We start from the raw sequence: 16,407 nt of genomic DNA, 5'->3' as shown, positions 1-16,407 counted from the left end.
CTGTTCCCACCCCACGGATTCAGAGACGAGAAGATGGAACAGAAAGAGCATGCAGTGAACTGGTCGCCGCCGGTGTGGGACGATGAAGCCGACATGGTGGTGGTCGGATACGGCGGCGCGGGCGCGACGTTCGCCTTCGCGGCGGCCGAGGCCGGCGCCGACGTGCTGGTCCTGGAGAAGGGCGACCGCGGCGGCGGCAACTCGGTCTGCGTCGCAGGCGGGCTCATCATGACCTCGACCGACGAGGCCGGCACGTTCGACTACATGAACTGGCTGTGCGCGGGCCAGACCGATGAGTCGGTGCTGCGCACGTTCGTTGCCGGCCTGAAGGACATCCCCGCCTTCCAGCACAAGCTGGAGCTGCCGCTGAAGGACAACCCGAAGCCCTTCAGCGCGCCGGGCTTCTTCCCCGAGTTTCCGGGCGCGCCGGGCGCCGCCAGCATCCACGGCATGAGCGTGGTGGCGGCGCCCGGCGGCGCGGGGCTGTATAACGCCATCGCCGCCGTGGCCGAGAAGCATGGCGCGCGCGTGCAATGCAATACGGCGGCCACGCAACTCGTGCAGGACCCCATCTCGCGCGCCATTCTCGGCGTGACCGCGCGCACTGCCGACGGCCGCACCATCGCCGTCAAGGCGCGCAAGGCGACGGTGCTCGCCAGCGGCGGCTTCGAGTTCGACGAGCAGATGTGCCGGCAATACCTGACACCATGCCCGATCCATTTCCTCGGCAGCCCGAACCTGACGGGCGACGGCATCCGCATGGCGCAGGAGGTCGGCGCCCAGCTCTGGCACATGAACGCCGTGGCCGGGCCGCTCAACTGGGGCATCAAGGTGGACGGCGGGCGGGTCTACGTGACGTATGACCTCAACAAGGTCGCGGGCTTTGGCTACAACTCGGGGGCGTTCAAGGACGGCGGCAGCCTGATCTGGGTGAACCGCCAAGCGCGCCGCTTCCACAACGAGACCACCGACACCGCCGACGTGCGCCACGGGCTCGGCAATCGCGCCACGTGGCTCGCCACCAATCCCGATGTGCCTGAGTTCGTCAACGTGCCCGCCTTCCATATCTTCGACGAGAAGGTCCGCGCGGGCGGCGCCGCCATGACGACGCTGAATTCGCGCACACCGCCGTGGAGCCAGGATAACCTCGCCGAGCTGGAGAAGGGCTGGGTCATCCAGGCCGACACGCTGGAGGAACTGGCGCTGAAGTGCCGCTGGGAGGCCGAGCCGGGCGCGTGGCCTGCCGGCCATCTCGACCCCCAGGCGCTGAAGGCCACCGTGGCGCGCTACAACGCGCAATGCGGGGCCGGCGAAGACACCGACTTCGGCCGCAAGAATTTTCTGGTTCCGCTGGACAAGGGGCCGTACTACGCCATCGGCCCGATGCTGCCCACCTTCCTCAACACGCACGGTGGCCCCCGTCACGATGCACGCCAGCGCGTGCTGGACCAGCGCGGCGCTCCCATTCCGCGCCTGTACGCCATCGGCGAGTGCGGCTCGCTGTGGGGGCCTTACTACAACTCGATGGGCGATATCGCGGAGTTCATCGTTTCGGGTCGCACCGCCGCGCGCGCCGCGCTGGATGAAGCCGCCTGGGACCGCTGAAGCCTGAACAACGAGAGCTCGGAAGAGCCGCAACCGGAGACAACTATGTTGGAAAGCCCCACCACAATCCAGTCGCCGCCCCGCAGGTCGGCGGTAGCCGCGCCAGCGCCCGCCAAGTCGGCGGTGGCCCCGGGCGGCTGGGTCGTGCTGTTCGTGCTCACCCTTGTCTATATCGTGTCGTTCATCGACCGTGGCGCCATTTCGCTGGTGGTCGGGCCCATTAAGCAGGATCTGGACGCCACCGACCTCGAAATCAGTTGGCTGCTCGGGCTGTCGTTCATGCTGCTGTACAGCGTGCTCGGCATCCCTGCCGGCTACCTGGTCGACCTGTACCGACGCAAGTACCTGCTGAGCGGCGCCATCCTGATGTGGTCCGGCGTGCAGATGCTGTGCGGGCTAAGTAATACGTACTGGCACTTGTTCCTCGCGCGTATCGGCCTGGGCGTAGGGGAGGCGATGCTACCGCCGGCGGCTTCGTCGATGATCCGCGACGCCTTTCCGCCCGAGCGGCGCGGGCTGGCGTTCGGCATCTACAACATCGGGCCGCTGCTAGGCAGCGGGCTGGCGCTGGTGCTCGGCAGCTTCCTGCTGACGTTCGCGGCCAGCGGCAAGCTGGCGGGAGTGCCGCTGCTGGGTACCCTGAAGCCCTGGCAATTCGTGCTGATCGTGCCAGGACTGCTGGGCCTGCCGCTGGCGGCTGTGATGTTGCTGTTGCGCGAGCCGCCGCGACGCGACGCGGTAGCGCAGGCGGAGGGTGTCACCTATCCGGCCGCGCTGCGCTTTGCGTGGCAGAACCGGGCCGTCTATGGGCCGCTGTGGATCGCCATCTGCCTCTATGGCATCGCCATCGGCAGCCAACTGGCGTGGCTGCCCGAGATCATCCACCGCGCGATGGGTACCAGCCGTCCCGTGATCGGCCAGACGCTGGGCGCGATCAGCGTGGTGGCCTCGCCGCTGGGCCTGTTGTTCTTTGGCAGCGTGGCGGACAAGCTGCAGAAGCGCGGCTGGATCGACGCACCGGTTCGCGTCGCGATCGGTTCGACCGCAGTGGCCGCGCTCATCACCGCCTGCTTCCCGCTGATCCATAGTGCCCAGCTCGGCGCCATCGCCTACGGCGCGCAGACCTTCTTCTTTGTGATCTTCGCCGTCGCCGGCGGGGCCACCATGGCCAATTTCACCCCGGGCAACATGATGGGCAAGCTGACGGCGCTGTACTACCTCCTCACCAACTTGCTTGGGCTCGCGCTCGGGCCCACCGTGATCGCTCTGGTGGCGAAACTATGCTTCGAGGGCCCCAATGCACTAGGCCATTCCTTCGTGACGTGCTACGTGGTAGCCGTAGCACTGGCAGTTTTTCTGCTGTTGCGCGTTTCGAAGGCGCTGCGCAGCCAAGGGCGCCAAGCCGCTCAATGACCCTAGTTTCTGATTTCTTTGCCCCTCGATAAACCCTCATCTTCGACTTCGTGCCGGACTTCAGCAAAGCCGGAAAAGTGGGGCCTTACCTTGCGGCGATGGCAGATGTGGGCTTCTACCAGGTCATCAAATACCTCGAGGTCGTGCTCGGGATGATGCTACTTTTCAACGTGGGGGTACCGCTGGCCTTGATCGTCATGGCGGGCATCAGCGTCACCATCGTCTACCTCAACCTCTTCATCTCGCCACATCCGCGCCAATTGTTCACCGGTATTCAGGAACTGTTGCTTAACGGCGGCTTGTTGCTGGCGTACGGTGGCCACTACGCAAGTCTTTGCCGCATCAAGAGTAAACCTTATTGGTTCTGGGACGGACTAGCGGGGCGTAAAGATCCCAACCTCAGGAGCGAAGCGTGATCAACGGAACTACTAAGAAGGATTTTCTTATTGTGCTCGCAGCGGTTGCTGTGGTGCTGGTCATCGTCATTCTGTCATCCACTACATTCTTTGCGCGGCCGCTGCGGCTATATGACTACGGCCCACCACTGGCGGCCGGCATCGTGACGCTGGCCGTCATGATCCGGGACTCGTTAAAGAGAGGCTAGCTGCCCGTGGCTGGCCAGCGGAAGCCCCAGCGCACGCAAAAGATCTACGTTGCTCCAATAACTCTTACCGCCATCGCAGAATTATGAAGATCACACGTGTCGAGTGCATCCCGGTGTCGATGCCGCTAAAGAAGCCGCTGCGGCTGCCGAACGTCACCATCACCAAGCTGGATACGCTGCTGCTGCGCCTGCATGCCGACACCGGCCTGATTGGCATCGCGGAGTCCGGCGACACGTCGTCGTGGTATCGCGGCGAGAGCCAGGCCTCGATGGTCAGCATGATCTGCGACATCTTCGCGCGGCGGATCCTGCTAGGCGAAGACCCGCGCAACATCGAGAAGATCGTTGGCGCCATGGATACGCTGGCGCGCGACAACAACCAGGCCAAGGCGCTGGTCGACTGCGCGCTGCATGACCTCAAGGGCAAGGCGTTCGGCGTGCCGGTCTACCAACTGCTGGGGGGCCGCACGCGCGAGTCCGCGCCGTTGGGCTGGGTGCTGTCCGCCGGCGAGCCGCAGCAGGTTGCCGAGGCTGCCCTGCTGGCGCGGGAAGCGGGATTCGAGGCGTTCAAGCTAAAGGTCGGCCGCGGTACGTTCGACAACGACGTGGCAACGGCGGCCGCTGTACGCGAGGCGCTGGGCGAGCGGGCGCGCATCTGCCTGGACGCAAACGGCTCGTGGAACTACGAGCAGGCGCTGCGCACGATCCGGCGCATGGACCCGTACCAGCTCGACTTCATCGAGCAACCGCTACCGCATTGGGACTTCGAGGGGCTGGCACGCCTGCGCCAATGCGTTGGGACGCCGCTTTACGCCGACGAAGCCGCGCAGGAACTGCATCACCTGAAAGAGATCGCCGAGCGCCGTGCCGCCGATGGCGTGGTGCTGAAGGTGCAGAAGGTGGGTGGGCTGCTGAAGGCCCAGCGCTTTCTTGCCGTCGCACAGATGCTCGATCTGCCGGTGATATGCAGCACGCTGATCGGCTCTGGCGTGGAAGCTTGCCCGACGGCCCACTTGTGGGTATCGAACCAGTGGGCCTGCCAGTTCATCAGCGAGAGCACCGGCCCGCTCGCGGTGCACGGCGTCTGGAACAGTGAGGACATTCCGAATGGGGCGGACCTCGGCCTGCAAGGCGCGCGCTTCCATCGCGGCCATGTATCCCCCGGCGACGGCCCGGGCCTCGGCGTGGATCTGAACGAAGCGCTGCTGGCGCAGATCCGCACCGAGGGCCGGCCGGCTCGGGTGGTTGACCTGTAGGGCACTCGATCCCGCAAGGATTATTTTTCTTGAACAAGGAGACATCACATGAGCACGGCCAATCAATCCCCGTGGAAGTACGCGATCTTGTGGCTACGGATCTATTTTGGCGCCCATCTGTTCTATTCGGGCGCCCGTTACATCCTGACCTCGTACGTTCCGGAGATTCCGGGCCCCGGCGGTGCCTATGTCGATGCGGCGAAGAACATCTACATCTTCCAGATAATCAAGTACATGGAGTGCGTATTCGGCATCATGCTGCTGACCAATCGCGGCGTGTTGCTGGCACTGATGCTGGAAATGCCGGCCACCATGAATATCTTCTGGCTGAACACCTTTATCGTGGCCACGCCGCGCCAGCTCTTCACGGGACCACAGGAGCTGTTTATGAACGGCGTATTGCTGCTGGCCTATGGCGGCTATTTCGCATCTGTGCTGCAGGCGAAGGTCGAGCCAATGTGGCTATGGGACGGATGGAAGAAGCTGGTCGGCGCGCGCAGCAACGGTAGCGCGACACCTGCCGGTGTTCAACGGGCGGATGCCTGAATCAGGAGCTTGCAATGAAAAAAGACATGTGGATTGGCGTGTGGATGTGTGTGTTTCTTTCCGTGGCGGCGTGCATCGGATCCACGGGGCTTGGCTATGCGGAATATCGCCCGTTGCGGAACTTTGACTATTTCGCGCTCGGCGTTTCGTGGCTTTACCTGATCGTGACAATCATCCGGGACAACCGCCGCAACAAACCATAAGTCCCATTAAGGTATTGCCGAAAGCATCATCGAGCACAATCCGAATCGCCGGGTTCTTCGTGGCGCCGTTGTCCGCCGACGAGGCCCGGCAACTCCGCTGCTATCGTTATTTGCTGGAGCGCGCGGAATGGATAGACCAGTACCTGGAGTTCTGGCCAACACCTGCAGGCAAATCTTGAGCACGCTTTGCTCAAGGCCCTCCGCAAGCGGAGTAGGGAACAGTTGCTGGATGCCTACGAGCGCGAACGCAAGGCGATCATGGCATCGATGCTGTTGGTGATCGAAGCGCGGGGACTGCAGACGATCTATATACACGGCGCAACGCGAAGCGGACAACAACGTGTTTTAGGGAATTACCTTTTGCGGCTGCCGATATGCCATGCGCTCGCTCCAGCGAGGGCAACGGAGGAGACATGAACAAGACAAGACGTCCGGCGGCACGCCGCTTGGCAGGGGGTGTTGCCCTCGTTCTGGCAATTGCCAGTGCGGTGTGTGTGCTGGTGGCTGGGATGGTGGATCGGGCGCAAGCCGCCGACGGGGCCGGGCCACGCATCATCCGTATTGGCGACTATCGTGCCGATGGCGACAGCGGCGATCCGGTGCATGCCGGAATGCACGAATTCGCAAGGCTGGTGGCAGCAGGTAGCCAAGGCCGGATGGTGGTACGGGTGGTGCCGGCGATGTCGGCACCACCCTCGGCGCAGATCGCCGCATTGCGCGCCGCGGATACAGCCGCTCCGGAGTTAATGCTGCAGGCAACGATCGGTCTTGCCGACATCGAGCCGGCCTTCGGCTTGATCGACCTTCCCTTTTCGATTCGCCACGAGCGGCAGGCCGACGCGCTTTTGCTCGGCAGGTTCGGCTCCACGCTGCTCGACCGTCTGGGTCAGCATGGACTCGTCGGGCTGGCGTGGTGGGAGAACGGGTTCCGGCACTTCACGACCTCGAACGTTCCGCTGCGCAAGGCCGAAGATTTCATTGGCTTGACGGTACGCACGCTGCCTGCTTCGATTTTCGTGGACAGCTATCTGGCCATTGGCACCCATCCTGTGCCGATGCCGTTCGCACAGCTGGCCGCGGCATTGCGATCGGGACGTGTCCAGGCCCAGGACAATTTTTGCTCACAGATCATGCTCGGCAAGCTGTATGACGTTCAGCACCATCTCACCCTTACACGGCATTCCTACAGTGCGATGGTATTGCTCGCCAACGCCCGCTTCTGGGCAAGCCTGCCAGAGGCCGATCGTGCGCTGTTGCGGGACTCCGCCATGGAAGCGGGCGTTTTCCAACGCGAGCAGGCGCGCTTGGCCGAAACGAAGCTGCTGTCGGAACTGCAAATAAAGGGGATGCGGATTCATAAGCTGGAGGGTGGCCAGTGGGAGGTACTGAGCCAACGCTCTAGTATGGTCCGACATAGCGTGCTACGTCGCCATGACATCGCGCTACAGGAGCTTTACGCAGGCGAACATCGTGCATCGCAGTGAAGGACTTCGGCTCAAGCTAAAGCTAGTGGTCCGACGAACCAAGCTGCTTCGCTGAAGTGCGCCCCGGTGGGTTGGAAGCGGTTCCTTACCGGGCAGCCCGGATGTCATGGTCGGTGTGAACATTTTTAGCCTTGATGCAGCCATTCCGGGTTGTTCCCGGGATGGGTCCCAAAAGAGCAATCCTGTGCTGCTTGCAATAAGAGTAACCAACCCATAGGAGGAGAGCATGAGCACTACGCGTAGAAGGTTCTTGCAGGTTTCCGCTCTGGCTGGCACGGTGTCAGCCGCACCGGCGCGCGCATTGGCAGCATCCCCCGATCGTCCTGCTACCTCGGCACTGGTCGGCGCTCAAAATGGCGGACAGGATGCAATCGTCGACTTGGTGAATTTCGCCCTGTCCACTCGTTACGAAGACTTGTCACAGGAAGTCATCAATTTCACTAAGATGCAGATTCTTGACACGATCGGCGTTTCGTATGCTGCGATCAATGCACCGGGCGTGGAACAGTTGAGGGCACACGTGAGGGAAATGGCCGGCAAGGCGGAGAGCACGGTCTGGGGTACGAACCGCAAAGTGCCGGCGCAGAACGCAGCACTGGTGAATGGGACGATGAGCCATGCGCTCGATTACGATGACATCTATGAGCCCGCTTACCTGCATGCGGCAGTCATTACGGTGCCTGCGGCTTTGACCCTGTCCGAAATCGCGCCTTCCGTTACTGGCAAAGAACTGATTGCTGGGATTGCGGCTGCCGTGGATGTTGGCTGCCGTCTGGCGCTCGCCGCGCAGCCAGGTAAGGATGGACTTGCCATTGGTTGGCACAATACCACCCTGTATGGTTATTTCACAACCGCGATCCTTGCCAGCCGCATGCTCGGGCTGACCCCGGAACAGACAGTGTATGCGACCGGAATCTCCTTTCACCAGGCCGCAGGAAACGCGCAGACTCACCTCGATGGCGCACTGACCAAGCGCATGGGCCCGGGATTCGCCTCATCCACCGGGATCAATGCCGCGCGCCTGGCACGTCTGGGCATTACCGGCCCTCGGCACATCCTGGAAGGGAAAAAGGGCTTCTTTGTGCAGTACCATCATGGGGATTACTCGCGAGACATTCTGCTCGACGGTTTGGGAAAAAAATTTTCCATTACGGACACGGCATTCAAGCCCTGGCCGTCCTGCCGCGGCAGCCACACTGCCGTCGAAGGTGCACTCGGACTGCGCGCTGAGCACAAGTTTGCGGCGCAGGATGTGGCGAATGTGACGGTGTATAACGGTCCCGGCGAGTATTCCCTGCTTGCCTCCCCCATCGAGAAGAAGCGCAATCCTCAGACCGTCGTGGATGCCCAGTTCAGCAACCCTTGGGTAATCGCAACCGCATTTGTCGACGGGGAAGTCTCACTGCGACACTTCACTGACCGGGGCATCCAGCGTGCAGATATCCGGGAGATGGCACAGCGCATCAACTCGCGGGAAGATACTTCCCTGGTACGGAAAGGGGGCGGACCGGGCGCCACGCGTATCGAAGTAGAGCTGAGGAACGGTAAAAAGATTTCGCGCACAGTGGCCGTAGCAAAGGGGGAGCCACGAAATCCTCTGAGCAGCGCAGAGTTCGGGCAGAAGTTCCTCGACTGCATGTCGTATGGCGGAATGAAAGTTGACGCCGCCAGGCAACTGATGGCCATGATTAATGGCCTGGAGTCGCTCGGCTCTGCTGCTGACATTCCGCGTCGTCTTGTTAGCCCAGGCAAAAGCCTCTGATTTTTCCTTGCATTGAAAATGCTCCTGAAGGCTTTGCCTTCAGGAGCAACTGCCGAAACCGGACGAGCAGCGCGCGGAGGAAAGAGAAAGACGTGGTGGTGTACCGGCCCAAGCGTCCGCTGCGGAACTTCGACTATTTCGCTCTGGGCGTGTCGTGGCTTTTCCTGATCGTGACGATTGTCCGGGATAGCCGCGGCTGCAATACGTAATCCCGGTACGCCATAACAAGCTACGACTTCTGATGCTCGGTTGAGTGGCGGCGGCCCGGATGGCCCACTGCCGCTCTCTTTTTTGAGCGATGCTCGATTTTTCGCAAGCTTCCTATGCAGCTACCTCACGGCCTTCGCGCCTTGTCCTATCCTAGCTTCAGGCTGTTCATGGTCGGGCAGGGCGCAGCGCAAGTCGGAAACTGGCAGCAGTTGATCGCCACTTCCTGGCTCGCCTATGCGTTATCCGGTTCGACGCTGGTCCTCGGCCTCGCGGCATTCGCGCTGCAGATTCCCTTCCTGCTGATGGCGCCGGTGACGGGACCGCTGCTCGACCGCCTGGATACCCGGCGCGTGCTGATTGCAGCGAACGCCGTTGCGTGCGCGCAGTCGGTGGTGATGCTGGCCCTCGTGGCCACCGGCCTGCTGCGGCCGTGGCATATCGTGCTGGCCAATCTCGTACTCGGTATCGTCAACGCATTCGATTCGCCGGCACGGCAATCCTTGCTGTCGCAGATGGTCGACCGGAAGGAAGACCTCGCCAACGCCATCGCACTTAATTCCAGCGTGATGGCGGGGGCCCGCTTCGTGGGGCCGACGCTAGCCGGCGCCCTCATCGCGACCTTCGGCCAGGTGTGGGCCTTCGCGGCCAACGCGATCCTGCGCTTCGCGATCATTGCCGCGCTGCGGGCCATGCGGCTAGCCCCCGCGCCGAGCAAAGCGGCGCCCGAGCCGTGGCTCAGGCAGTTCGCGGGCGGACTCCGCTACGCGCACCGTTTCACGCCGTGCCGGAACAGCCTGTGGCTGCTCGCGACAATGAGCTTTACCATCCAGACCCATGCCGCCATGATGCCGTGGTTCGTGCGGGAGCGCTTCCACGGCGACTCCCGCACCCTGGGCATGCTGCTCGGGGCGGCGGGTCTGGGTGCGCTGGCAGGCATGCTTTACCTGGCAACGCGTCGCGGCGTGAACTGGCTGCTGGCGCTGATCGGCATCGCCTCGGTCATGGCCGCGCTTGCCACTATCGGCTTCGCCATGGCGCCGATGGTATGGATGGCCTTTTTCATGCTGTTCCTCGTCGGCATGGGAACCATGCTAGTGGCGGCATCGGTCAATACCCTGATCCAGCTTGCCGCGCCCGACGGCCTTCGCGGAAGGGTGGCGTCCCTGTATGTGGTGGCGTTCCTGGGTGTATCGCCCGTGGGTGCCTTGTTCTGGGGCTGGGCGGCGGAGCATGTCGGCACGCCGGCGGCGCTGACGGCTTGCGGCGTGGCGCTGCTGCTTGCTTCGGTGATGTACATGGCGAACGTCGCGACCATGCGCGAGCAGGTCCGGCCGGTGTACAGTCGCATGAACCTGTCCTGAGCACAGGCATCTTCGTCCAACCGATGCTGAACATGAACCCTCTCGAAGTCAAAGGTGTCGATCTGCCGGCCCAGATCGCCGGGCAGATCCGCAAGCTGATCAATCGCGGCGCCCTGGCGCCCGGCCTGCAATTACGTCAATCGGACCTGGCCGACCGGTTCGGCATCAGCCGCGTACCGGTGCGCGAGGCGCTCAAGCTGTTGGCGGCTGAAGGGATCATCGAACACGATCCCAACCGCGGCTTCTTTGTCGCGCCGTTGTCCACCGACGAAGCCCGACAACTCTACCGCTACCGGTTTCTGCTGGAGCGAGAACTGCTGCAGACGGTCGTCTGGCCGGACAGTGCGCAGATGAAGGCGCTGAAGGCGATGCTGGAGCGGCTCGACACCTATCTGGACGCGGGCCAGCGTGCGGAGTGGATCGACGAGTACCAGAACTTCTATGCGTTGCTCTTCGACCTGTCGCCGGACAAAATCCTGCGGCGCGAGGCGATTCGCCTGATCAGGCTGACCGACCGGTATCGGGCCCTGGCCTCGGAGGTGAGGATGCCGGGCGAGCACCTAAGCGCACACCTGGAGCACACGCTGGTGTCGGCCATGTCCAAAAGGGACCGCGGGCAATTGATCCACGGCTTCGAACGCGAGCGCGAAAAGATCCTGACGTCCATGCTGGCGACGATCGGAGCGCGCGGGCTGTAGCCGGCTTCAGAACAGCGTGGTGATGCCAAGCCGATAGACGTCCTGCCGGTTGTCGGAGGAGGGCGCAAGGGTATTGATCGTGGCGCGGGCGCAGGAATTGGTGCGCTGCAGGACAGCCATCAGGTAGACGTAGGTGCGCGTGCTCAGGAAGTACGAGCCTTGCAAGTTCAACTGATTCGCCCACGCATGGTCGACGCCGCCATTCCCCTGCATCCGCTCGATGCTGAAGCCGAACACCTACGGCGAATAGAAACCGGCCGCCCCGAGTTCCACCGCATGGACGGCAGCGCTCGTGAACGTATTGCGGACAGAAGAGTAGAGGCCGTTCAGGCGCCAGTTGCCGAATTGATAGCGCGCCCCCGCGGCCGCAATGGCGGCGCCGTCCCGTCCGGCATTGACCGTGGGAATCCGGATCCGCGTATAGCCAACGCCCGCGGCGAACGACCCATTGGCATAACGCAGAAAAGCGGATTCGCCGGCTTCGCGTCTGCCCGCGCCTGGCTGCTCGCCGAAGGCATGCATCGCCCCGGCCGAGAGCCCGTTCCAGTCGGGCGTGACGTACTTGACCACGTTGGACACGGCGATGCCGTTGAAGCGGTCCCAGTTGGCCCATTCGGCTCAACGGAAGGCCGAGCTTGCCGTATGGCCCGCCTCGCAGCGCGTAGATGCCGCCGCAACCCTCTACAATTCCGCTGCAAGCCCAAAATCCGCGCACAGAGCTAACCCGATGCCGGCGCCTCCCACCGGACCATTGACTGCCGCAACCACCGGTAGCGGCGCCGTCGCCAACGGGTACAACGCCCGGTGTCCAGTCTAATTCCGGATTTCCAGTTCAGCAAAAGCGCGCGTAGTCCGGCTAATTCTGGTTTTCTGCACGAAGCTCCAGTTGAACCGTCCAGGAAAAAAGGCGCTCCCCTGCCACGATATTTGACATAGCACCACTTATGTATCAATTTTTCGATAGCGTTGCGTGCGTACGGGCTTTGCGGAAGGGACAGCTTCAACGATGACAGTCGTCGTAGGAGCAGCGCTCGGCTTTATGTTCAGATCGCCTGCCGGAGTCAAGCCTGACGCACGCGTCCTGGCCACGGCTTGCTCGATACCGCGTCCGACAACGTCTTGAAAGCGTTGACTCATGATGTAGTGGATCAGTTTTGAAGCCATTGCGCCTTCCCTCTGTGGTTCGTGAGTTCATCATAGCGGACCAAGCAGCCTGGTGCGCAAGGGCAGGATGGGCACGCCCGACGAGGTGGTTGCAGGCGTTCTGGCAGGAACTGCGCGGGCGCACGCGCGTTACCATCGACCATCCCGACTTGCCGGATGCGCTGAAGGACATCGCGTCGGGGGCGGTGCAGATCATCTGGCAGGCGGCCAACGCCGCCGGCCCCAGCGTCACCGCCAGTGGTCTGCTACCGCAACGCCGCGGGGCAGAGTCGGGAGGGGCAGGGCGACATGCCCGACTCGCTGCGGCGGGCGGTCAATGCGGGGCAGTCGGTGGAGTTTTTCCGGGGCGCATAGTCGCCGGGTTCGCCGCTTGCCGCTGCCGACACCTCCCTTGCGCTATCATCCGGCCCATCTGGTCCACAGCAAACGACAGGAGCAGCCAATCATGCGACACATCGGTCAGACCGTCTCGTTCATCCGTCCCGACGGCCAGTCGGTCAACGGCTACCTTGCGAAGCCGGATCGCACCGACGGCGCCCCGGCAATCATCGTTGTCCAGGAGTGGTGGGGCCTGAACAACCAGATTCGCGGCGTGGCCGACCGCCTTGGGCGTGCCGGCTACTACGCGCTAGTGCCGGACCTCTACCGCGGCGCCAGCACGGTCGAGCAGGAAGAGGCCCACCACCTGATGTCCAAGCTGAACTTCGGCGACGCCGTGGCGCATGACATCCGCGGCGCTGTGCAGTACCTCGGCACCCTGAGCAGCCGCATCGGTATCACTGGCTTTTGCATGGGTGGCGCGCTGACGCTGCTGTCGCTGAACGCCATCCCCGAGTTGAAGGCAGGTGTGCCGTTCTACGGCATGCCGCCGCTGGAAGCCATCGACCCTGCCAATATTAAGGCGCCGGTGCTCGTCCACTCGGCCACGCAGGACGCGTTCTTTGCGGCCGAAAACTTCGACAAGCTCGAGGAGAAGCTGCGCGCCGGCGGCGTCGACTCGACGTTCCACCGTTACCTCGCGCACCATGCCTTTGCCAACGAGGAAGCCATCGGCGACGGCCGCATCGCCGGTACCCAGTACGACGCCGCTTGGGCGCAGGTCGCCTGGGACCGCACGCTGACGTTCTTCGCGCGCCACCTTTGGCGCTGAGGCGGGAAGCATCCCGTCTGCGGCCAGGCCGCCCTGAACCCGGACGACGGCAGCGACGGCAACGTGACAGTGAAAACTGAGCGGGCGGGGCAATCCGCTGAATTTAGGCGGAGATGGCCGACTATGGGCTGACCATGGAGGAGCTGACAGCGGCGGGGTGCCTCGATCCGCCGCCGCCTCCGCCCCCGCCGCCACCCGCACCCGCGCCACCGCCAGTGGTCTGCTACCGCAACGCCGCGGGGCAGAGTTGGGACGGGCAGGGCGGGATGCCCGACTGGCTGCGGCGGGCGGTCAATGCGGGGCAGTCGGTGGAGTTTTTCCGGGTTGGATAGCACCGTAGACTATCTGGCTTCAATAGCGAGGCGTGCAATGCCCCTTGTGATAGCCGATTTACCGTATCTTAGCTTGCCCGTGTATTGAAGGCCCCTGGAGGATTGTTTGAACCTGTCAAGTCCGTCCCGCATATGGTCGCGCGAAGAAGTGCTTTCGAAACCATGTCCCGTCCCGCGAGAGCCGGGGCTGTATGCATGGTATTTCAAGCAGGTTCCGGCCGGAGTTCCAACCAGTGACTGCATTCGCGTTGGTGACCTGACGCTTCTATACATCGGGATATCGCCTCGCGCGGCTCCGCTGAATGGCAAGCCGGCCAGCCGACAGCGCCTGCGGCACCGGGTGCAGTATCACTATCGGGGCAATGCGGAAGGCTCCACATTGCGCTTGACCTTGGGTTGCTTGCTCTCAAAGCAACTTGGAATTGAACTGCGCCGGGTAGGTAGTGGAACGCGACTCACGTTTGCCGATGGGGAGCAGGTGCTCTCGCGCTGGATGTGGGAGAACGCATTCGTTGCGTGGCATGCAATCGAAGATCCGTGGATTCTCGAGCGCAAACTAATCGGTGATGTGGCTCTCCCTCTCAATCTCGAAATGAACAAGACCCATGCGTTTCACGTCGTGCTGTCGGAACTCAGGCGAATCGCTAGGGAGAATGCCCGTTCCCTTCCTGTTTGGACAGCCTGAGGCGGGGTGATCGTCCTCTTGCTGTAAATTGACACGGTCGCGCTCCCAAATTTCTTGTGAATCAACGACTTGCGAAAGAGTTGAAATTTTCGATATAAAGGGAAGTCGGAGAGCCTTGCTGCAAGCGGCTTTCCGGACGGTCGCCGTATCAATCTACAGCAAAAGGACGATTACCCCCTCAAGCAGATCGCCGCCGAGGCGGTGCAGACCATCTGGCAGTCGGCCAACGAGGCCGCGACGGCGGAACTGGCCACGCTGCGCGCGGAGGCCCGGCTCGAGGCGGGGCGGACGGAACTCGAGGCGGGTCGGCGCCAGCTGGACGCCTTGCGCACCCAATTCTCGACGGAGCTCGAGCGGGCGCGCGAGGCGGTGACGCTCGCGCAGGAACGCGCCGAAGCCAGCGAGCGTCGCAGCTTGCGCGAACTGGACGCGGAGCGCACCGCGCGCCAGAAGAGCGAGCGCACGGCCGAAGACCTGCGCGCCGAACTGGCGGTGGCACGCAGCGAGGCGCGTGATGCCGCGGTGGCGCAGGCGGAGGGCCGTGCCAAGCTGGAAGCGCAGGCCGTGGCGCTGGCCGAGCGGCTCGCAGTGGCCGAGCAGGCGCAACGCAAGGCGGCGGGCGACCTGGACACCGTGCAGGCGGAACTCGCGGCGGCGCAGCGCCGGGCCGAGCGCAGCGAAGCGGAAGCGGCGCTCGCGCGTCAGCTGCTGGCCACCCTGCGCGTCGCGCCGCGCGAACGCGACGGCGGTGGCGCTGGTGGAAGGCGGCGCAAGGGCGGCAGTTCGGCGGCGACCGCGCCGGAAGAGCAGGGCGACGGTCAGGGGGACGCTCCGCAGGATGAGCTGGGCGAAGAACAGGGCGACGAGCCGGGGGCGGCGCTACCCAACAATCAGGACGAAGGCAAGGACGGCAGCGATGACAGCAAAGACTGAGCGGGGGACGCGATCCGCTGAAGCGAACGACACGCAAGAGACAAGGTCTCACCGTCCATGGGATAAGGAAGCGTCTGCACGTGCAGTGACTTCAATGAAGGAGAACGAATTGGCCCCAGAGCAAGTGGTTGAACCCCTTGTCGTGAGCAATGCGACGGACGGACTTGGTCAGATGGAGCTTCCCATCGCTGAGGCGATGCGCGACGCGGATCCCGTCAGTGGTGAAGCCAGTGGTGCTGGCGTCGGTAGTGGCAGCGTTGACACTCAGGCCCAACGCTTGGACTTCTGGTCGACAAGCCGGGATAGCGGCCCGACGGCGACCGTGTCATATCGGCGCCGGCGGCCTTACGCAGCCCCGGACGCTTCAACGGAAGACGTGGCACCGGAAGCATCGAGGGAAGCTGCCGCCTCGGAAACGTTGACTGGATCTGACGCGCCGGAAGCACTTATTGAAGCCATGCCCTCGGAAGCGACCACTGAAGCCGTGGCCGAAGCTCCGGTTGAAGTCCTGGCCACGGACGAACCGACGGAATCTGCCGCCCAGGACGAACTGACCGAAACGGCCGCCCCGGTCGCACCGCTTTACGCCCCAGCTCCGGAAGCTGCGCCGGAAGAGACGCGGGCCCCGAAGCGCGGTCGGAAGCCGAAAGCGCTCACCGAAACTGCCGCCCCGGAAGCTGCGCCGGAAGAGACGCGGGCCCCGAAGCGCGGTCGGAAGCCGAAAGCGCTCACCGAAACTGCCGCTCCGGAAGTTGCGCCTGAAGAGACGCGGGCCCCGAAGCGCGGTCGGAAGCCGAAAGCGCTCACCGAAACTGCCGCTCCGGAAGCTGCGCCGGAAGAGACGCGGGGCCCGAAGCGCGGTCGAAAGCCGAAAGCGCTCACCGAAACTGCCGCTCCGGAAGTTGCGCCGGAAGAGACGCGGACCCCGAAGCGCGGTCGGAAGCCGAAAATGCTAGCTGAAGTTGCCGCTCCGGAAGTCATGACTCACGAAACCCCAACCC

General features: G+C 63.4%; 17 protein-coding genes and 5 pseudogenes. 19 read left to right on the top strand and 3 right to left on the bottom strand.

The window, feature by feature from the left end; genetic code table 11:
- The first annotated feature begins 33 nt into the window (after positions 1-33).
- The 12 genes from AC1Q7H_RS27960 (at position 34) to AC1Q7H_RS27905 (ending at position 11,142) form a co-directional block, all read left to right on the top strand.
- Positions 34-1,605: an FAD-dependent oxidoreductase gene (locus tag AC1Q7H_RS27960; RefSeq protein ID WP_492381957.1), complete on the top strand. Its 1,572-nt coding sequence runs from the start codon at positions 34-36 to the stop codon at positions 1,603-1,605.
- 45 nt (positions 1,606-1,650) lie between these two features.
- Complete coding sequence (locus tag AC1Q7H_RS27955) at positions 1,651-3,018, top strand: MFS transporter (protein ID WP_492381956.1); 1,368 nt, start codon at positions 1,651-1,653, stop codon at positions 3,016-3,018.
- A gap of 50 nt (positions 3,019-3,068) precedes the next feature.
- Entirely contained in the window at positions 3,069-3,434 is a 366-nt protein-coding gene (locus tag AC1Q7H_RS27950; RefSeq protein WP_492381955.1) for a hypothetical protein, read from the top strand.
- Positions 3,431-3,622 (top strand): hypothetical protein, encoded by a 192-nt coding sequence (locus tag AC1Q7H_RS27945; RefSeq protein ID WP_492381954.1) that lies wholly within the window; start codon positions 3,431-3,433, stop codon positions 3,620-3,622. The genes AC1Q7H_RS27950 and AC1Q7H_RS27945 overlap by 4 nt, the downstream gene beginning before the upstream one ends.
- An 83-nt stretch (positions 3,623-3,705) precedes the next feature.
- Entirely contained in the window at positions 3,706-4,878 is a 1,173-nt protein-coding gene (locus AC1Q7H_RS27940; protein ID WP_492381953.1) for a mandelate racemase/muconate lactonizing enzyme family protein, read from the top strand.
- 48 nt (positions 4,879-4,926) lie between these two features.
- Positions 4,927-5,424, top strand: a complete 498-nt coding sequence (locus AC1Q7H_RS27935; protein ID WP_349606169.1) for a hypothetical protein — start codon at positions 4,927-4,929, stop codon at positions 5,422-5,424.
- A gap of 14 nt (positions 5,425-5,438) precedes the next feature.
- Entirely contained in the window at positions 5,439-5,627 is a 189-nt protein-coding gene (locus tag AC1Q7H_RS27930; protein ID WP_492381952.1) for a hypothetical protein, read from the top strand.
- 222 nt (positions 5,628-5,849) lie between these two features.
- Positions 5,850-6,044, top strand: coding sequence for a hypothetical protein (locus AC1Q7H_RS27925; protein WP_492381951.1), 195 nt, complete (start codon positions 5,850-5,852; stop codon positions 6,042-6,044).
- A complete protein-coding gene (dctP, locus tag AC1Q7H_RS27920) occupies positions 6,041-7,111 on the top strand; it encodes a TRAP transporter substrate-binding protein DctP (RefSeq protein ID WP_492381950.1) in 1,071 nt (356 codons plus the stop codon). Before AC1Q7H_RS27925 ends, dctP begins: the two co-directional genes overlap by 4 nt.
- A 226-nt stretch (positions 7,112-7,337) precedes the next feature.
- The gene (locus AC1Q7H_RS27915; protein WP_492381949.1) at positions 7,338-8,873 is read left to right on the top strand and encodes an MmgE/PrpD family protein; all 1,536 of its coding nucleotides are present in this window, start codon (positions 7,338-7,340) and stop codon (positions 8,871-8,873) included.
- Between the two features lie 323 nt (positions 8,874-9,196).
- A complete protein-coding gene (locus AC1Q7H_RS27910) occupies positions 9,197-10,444 on the top strand; it encodes an MFS transporter (protein WP_492381948.1) in 1,248 nt (415 codons plus the stop codon).
- A 32-nt stretch (positions 10,445-10,476) separates the two neighbouring features.
- The gene (locus AC1Q7H_RS27905; protein ID WP_349606202.1) at positions 10,477-11,142 is read left to right on the top strand and encodes a GntR family transcriptional regulator; all 666 of its coding nucleotides are present in this window, start codon (positions 10,477-10,479) and stop codon (positions 11,140-11,142) included.
- Positions 11,143-11,148: 6 nt separating this feature from the next.
- Here AC1Q7H_RS27905 and AC1Q7H_RS27900 read toward each other — a convergent pair whose 3' ends face one another.
- The 3 genes from AC1Q7H_RS27900 to AC1Q7H_RS27890 form a co-directional block, all read right to left on the bottom strand.
- Positions 11,149-11,313 carry a hypothetical protein gene (locus AC1Q7H_RS27900; protein WP_492381947.1) on the bottom strand — a complete coding sequence of 55 codons (165 nt, stop codon included), beginning with the start codon at positions 11,311-11,313 and terminating at the stop codon, positions 11,149-11,151.
- 66 nt (positions 11,314-11,379) lie between these two features.
- A complete protein-coding gene (locus tag AC1Q7H_RS27895; protein WP_492381946.1) occupies positions 11,380-11,721 on the bottom strand; it encodes a porin in 342 nt (113 codons plus the stop codon).
- A 102-nt stretch (positions 11,722-11,823) separates the two neighbouring features.
- Positions 11,824-11,931 carry an enoyl-CoA hydratase-related protein gene (locus AC1Q7H_RS27890; RefSeq protein ID WP_492382016.1) on the bottom strand — a complete coding sequence of 36 codons (108 nt, stop codon included), beginning with the start codon at positions 11,929-11,931 and terminating at the stop codon, positions 11,824-11,826.
- Between the two features lie 421 nt (positions 11,932-12,352).
- On the opposite strand from AC1Q7H_RS27890, the pseudogene AC1Q7H_RS27885 reads away from it, so the two are divergent.
- The 7 genes and pseudogenes from AC1Q7H_RS27885 to AC1Q7H_RS27855 all read left to right on the top strand — a co-directional run.
- Positions 12,353-12,525, top strand: a pseudogene (locus AC1Q7H_RS27885) (DNA-binding protein); the annotation flags it as partial.
- Positions 12,514-12,660 (top strand): annotated as a pseudogene (locus tag AC1Q7H_RS27880) (H-NS family nucleoid-associated regulatory protein); the annotation flags it as partial. The pseudogenes AC1Q7H_RS27885 and AC1Q7H_RS27880, both read left to right, overlap by 12 nt.
- Positions 12,661-12,751: 91 nt before the next feature.
- On the top strand, positions 12,752-13,456 hold the full coding sequence (locus AC1Q7H_RS27875; protein ID WP_492381945.1) for a dienelactone hydrolase family protein: 705 nt from the start codon (positions 12,752-12,754) through the stop codon (positions 13,454-13,456).
- A gap of 63 nt (positions 13,457-13,519) precedes the next feature.
- Positions 13,520-13,788 (top strand): annotated as a pseudogene (locus AC1Q7H_RS27870) (H-NS histone family protein).
- 106 nt (positions 13,789-13,894) lie between these two features.
- Entirely contained in the window at positions 13,895-14,473 is a 579-nt protein-coding gene (locus AC1Q7H_RS27865; protein ID WP_492381944.1) for a GIY-YIG nuclease family protein, read from the top strand.
- 177 nt (positions 14,474-14,650) lie between these two features.
- A pseudogene (locus tag AC1Q7H_RS27860) lies at positions 14,651-15,406 on the top strand (DNA-binding protein); the annotation flags it as partial.
- A 94-nt stretch (positions 15,407-15,500) separates the two neighbouring features.
- A pseudogene (locus AC1Q7H_RS27855) lies at positions 15,501-16,407 on the top strand (H-NS family nucleoid-associated regulatory protein); the annotation flags it as partial.

Source organism: Cupriavidus sp. GW823-FHT06D04, from assembly GCF_058795055.1.
This window is presented reverse-complemented; position numbering and strand designations above follow the sequence as displayed.

Bases quoted from the DNA above. Each gene is read 5' to 3' on its own strand.
- AC1Q7H_RS27960 (WP_492381957.1), top strand. From the start codon at position 34: ATGGAACAGAAAGAGCATGCAGTGAACTGGTCGCCGCCGGTGTGGGAC.
- AC1Q7H_RS27955 (WP_492381956.1), top strand. From the start codon at position 1,651: ATGTTGGAAAGCCCCACCACAATCCAGTCGCCGCCCCGCAGGTCGGCG.
- AC1Q7H_RS27940 (WP_492381953.1), top strand. From the start codon at position 3,706: ATGAAGATCACACGTGTCGAGTGCATCCCGGTGTCGATGCCGCTAAAG.
- AC1Q7H_RS27935 (WP_349606169.1), top strand. From the start codon at position 4,927: ATGAGCACGGCCAATCAATCCCCGTGGAAGTACGCGATCTTGTGGCTA.
- AC1Q7H_RS27930 (WP_492381952.1), top strand. From the start codon at position 5,439: ATGAAAAAAGACATGTGGATTGGCGTGTGGATGTGTGTGTTTCTTTCC.
- dctP (WP_492381950.1), top strand. From the start codon at position 6,041: ATGAACAAGACAAGACGTCCGGCGGCACGCCGCTTGGCAGGGGGTGTT.
- AC1Q7H_RS27915 (WP_492381949.1), top strand. From the start codon at position 7,338: ATGAGCACTACGCGTAGAAGGTTCTTGCAGGTTTCCGCTCTGGCTGGC.
- AC1Q7H_RS27910 (WP_492381948.1), top strand. From the start codon at position 9,197: ATGCAGCTACCTCACGGCCTTCGCGCCTTGTCCTATCCTAGCTTCAGG.
- AC1Q7H_RS27905 (WP_349606202.1), top strand. From the start codon at position 10,477: ATGAACCCTCTCGAAGTCAAAGGTGTCGATCTGCCGGCCCAGATCGCC.
- AC1Q7H_RS27875 (WP_492381945.1), top strand. From the start codon at position 12,752: ATGCGACACATCGGTCAGACCGTCTCGTTCATCCGTCCCGACGGCCAG.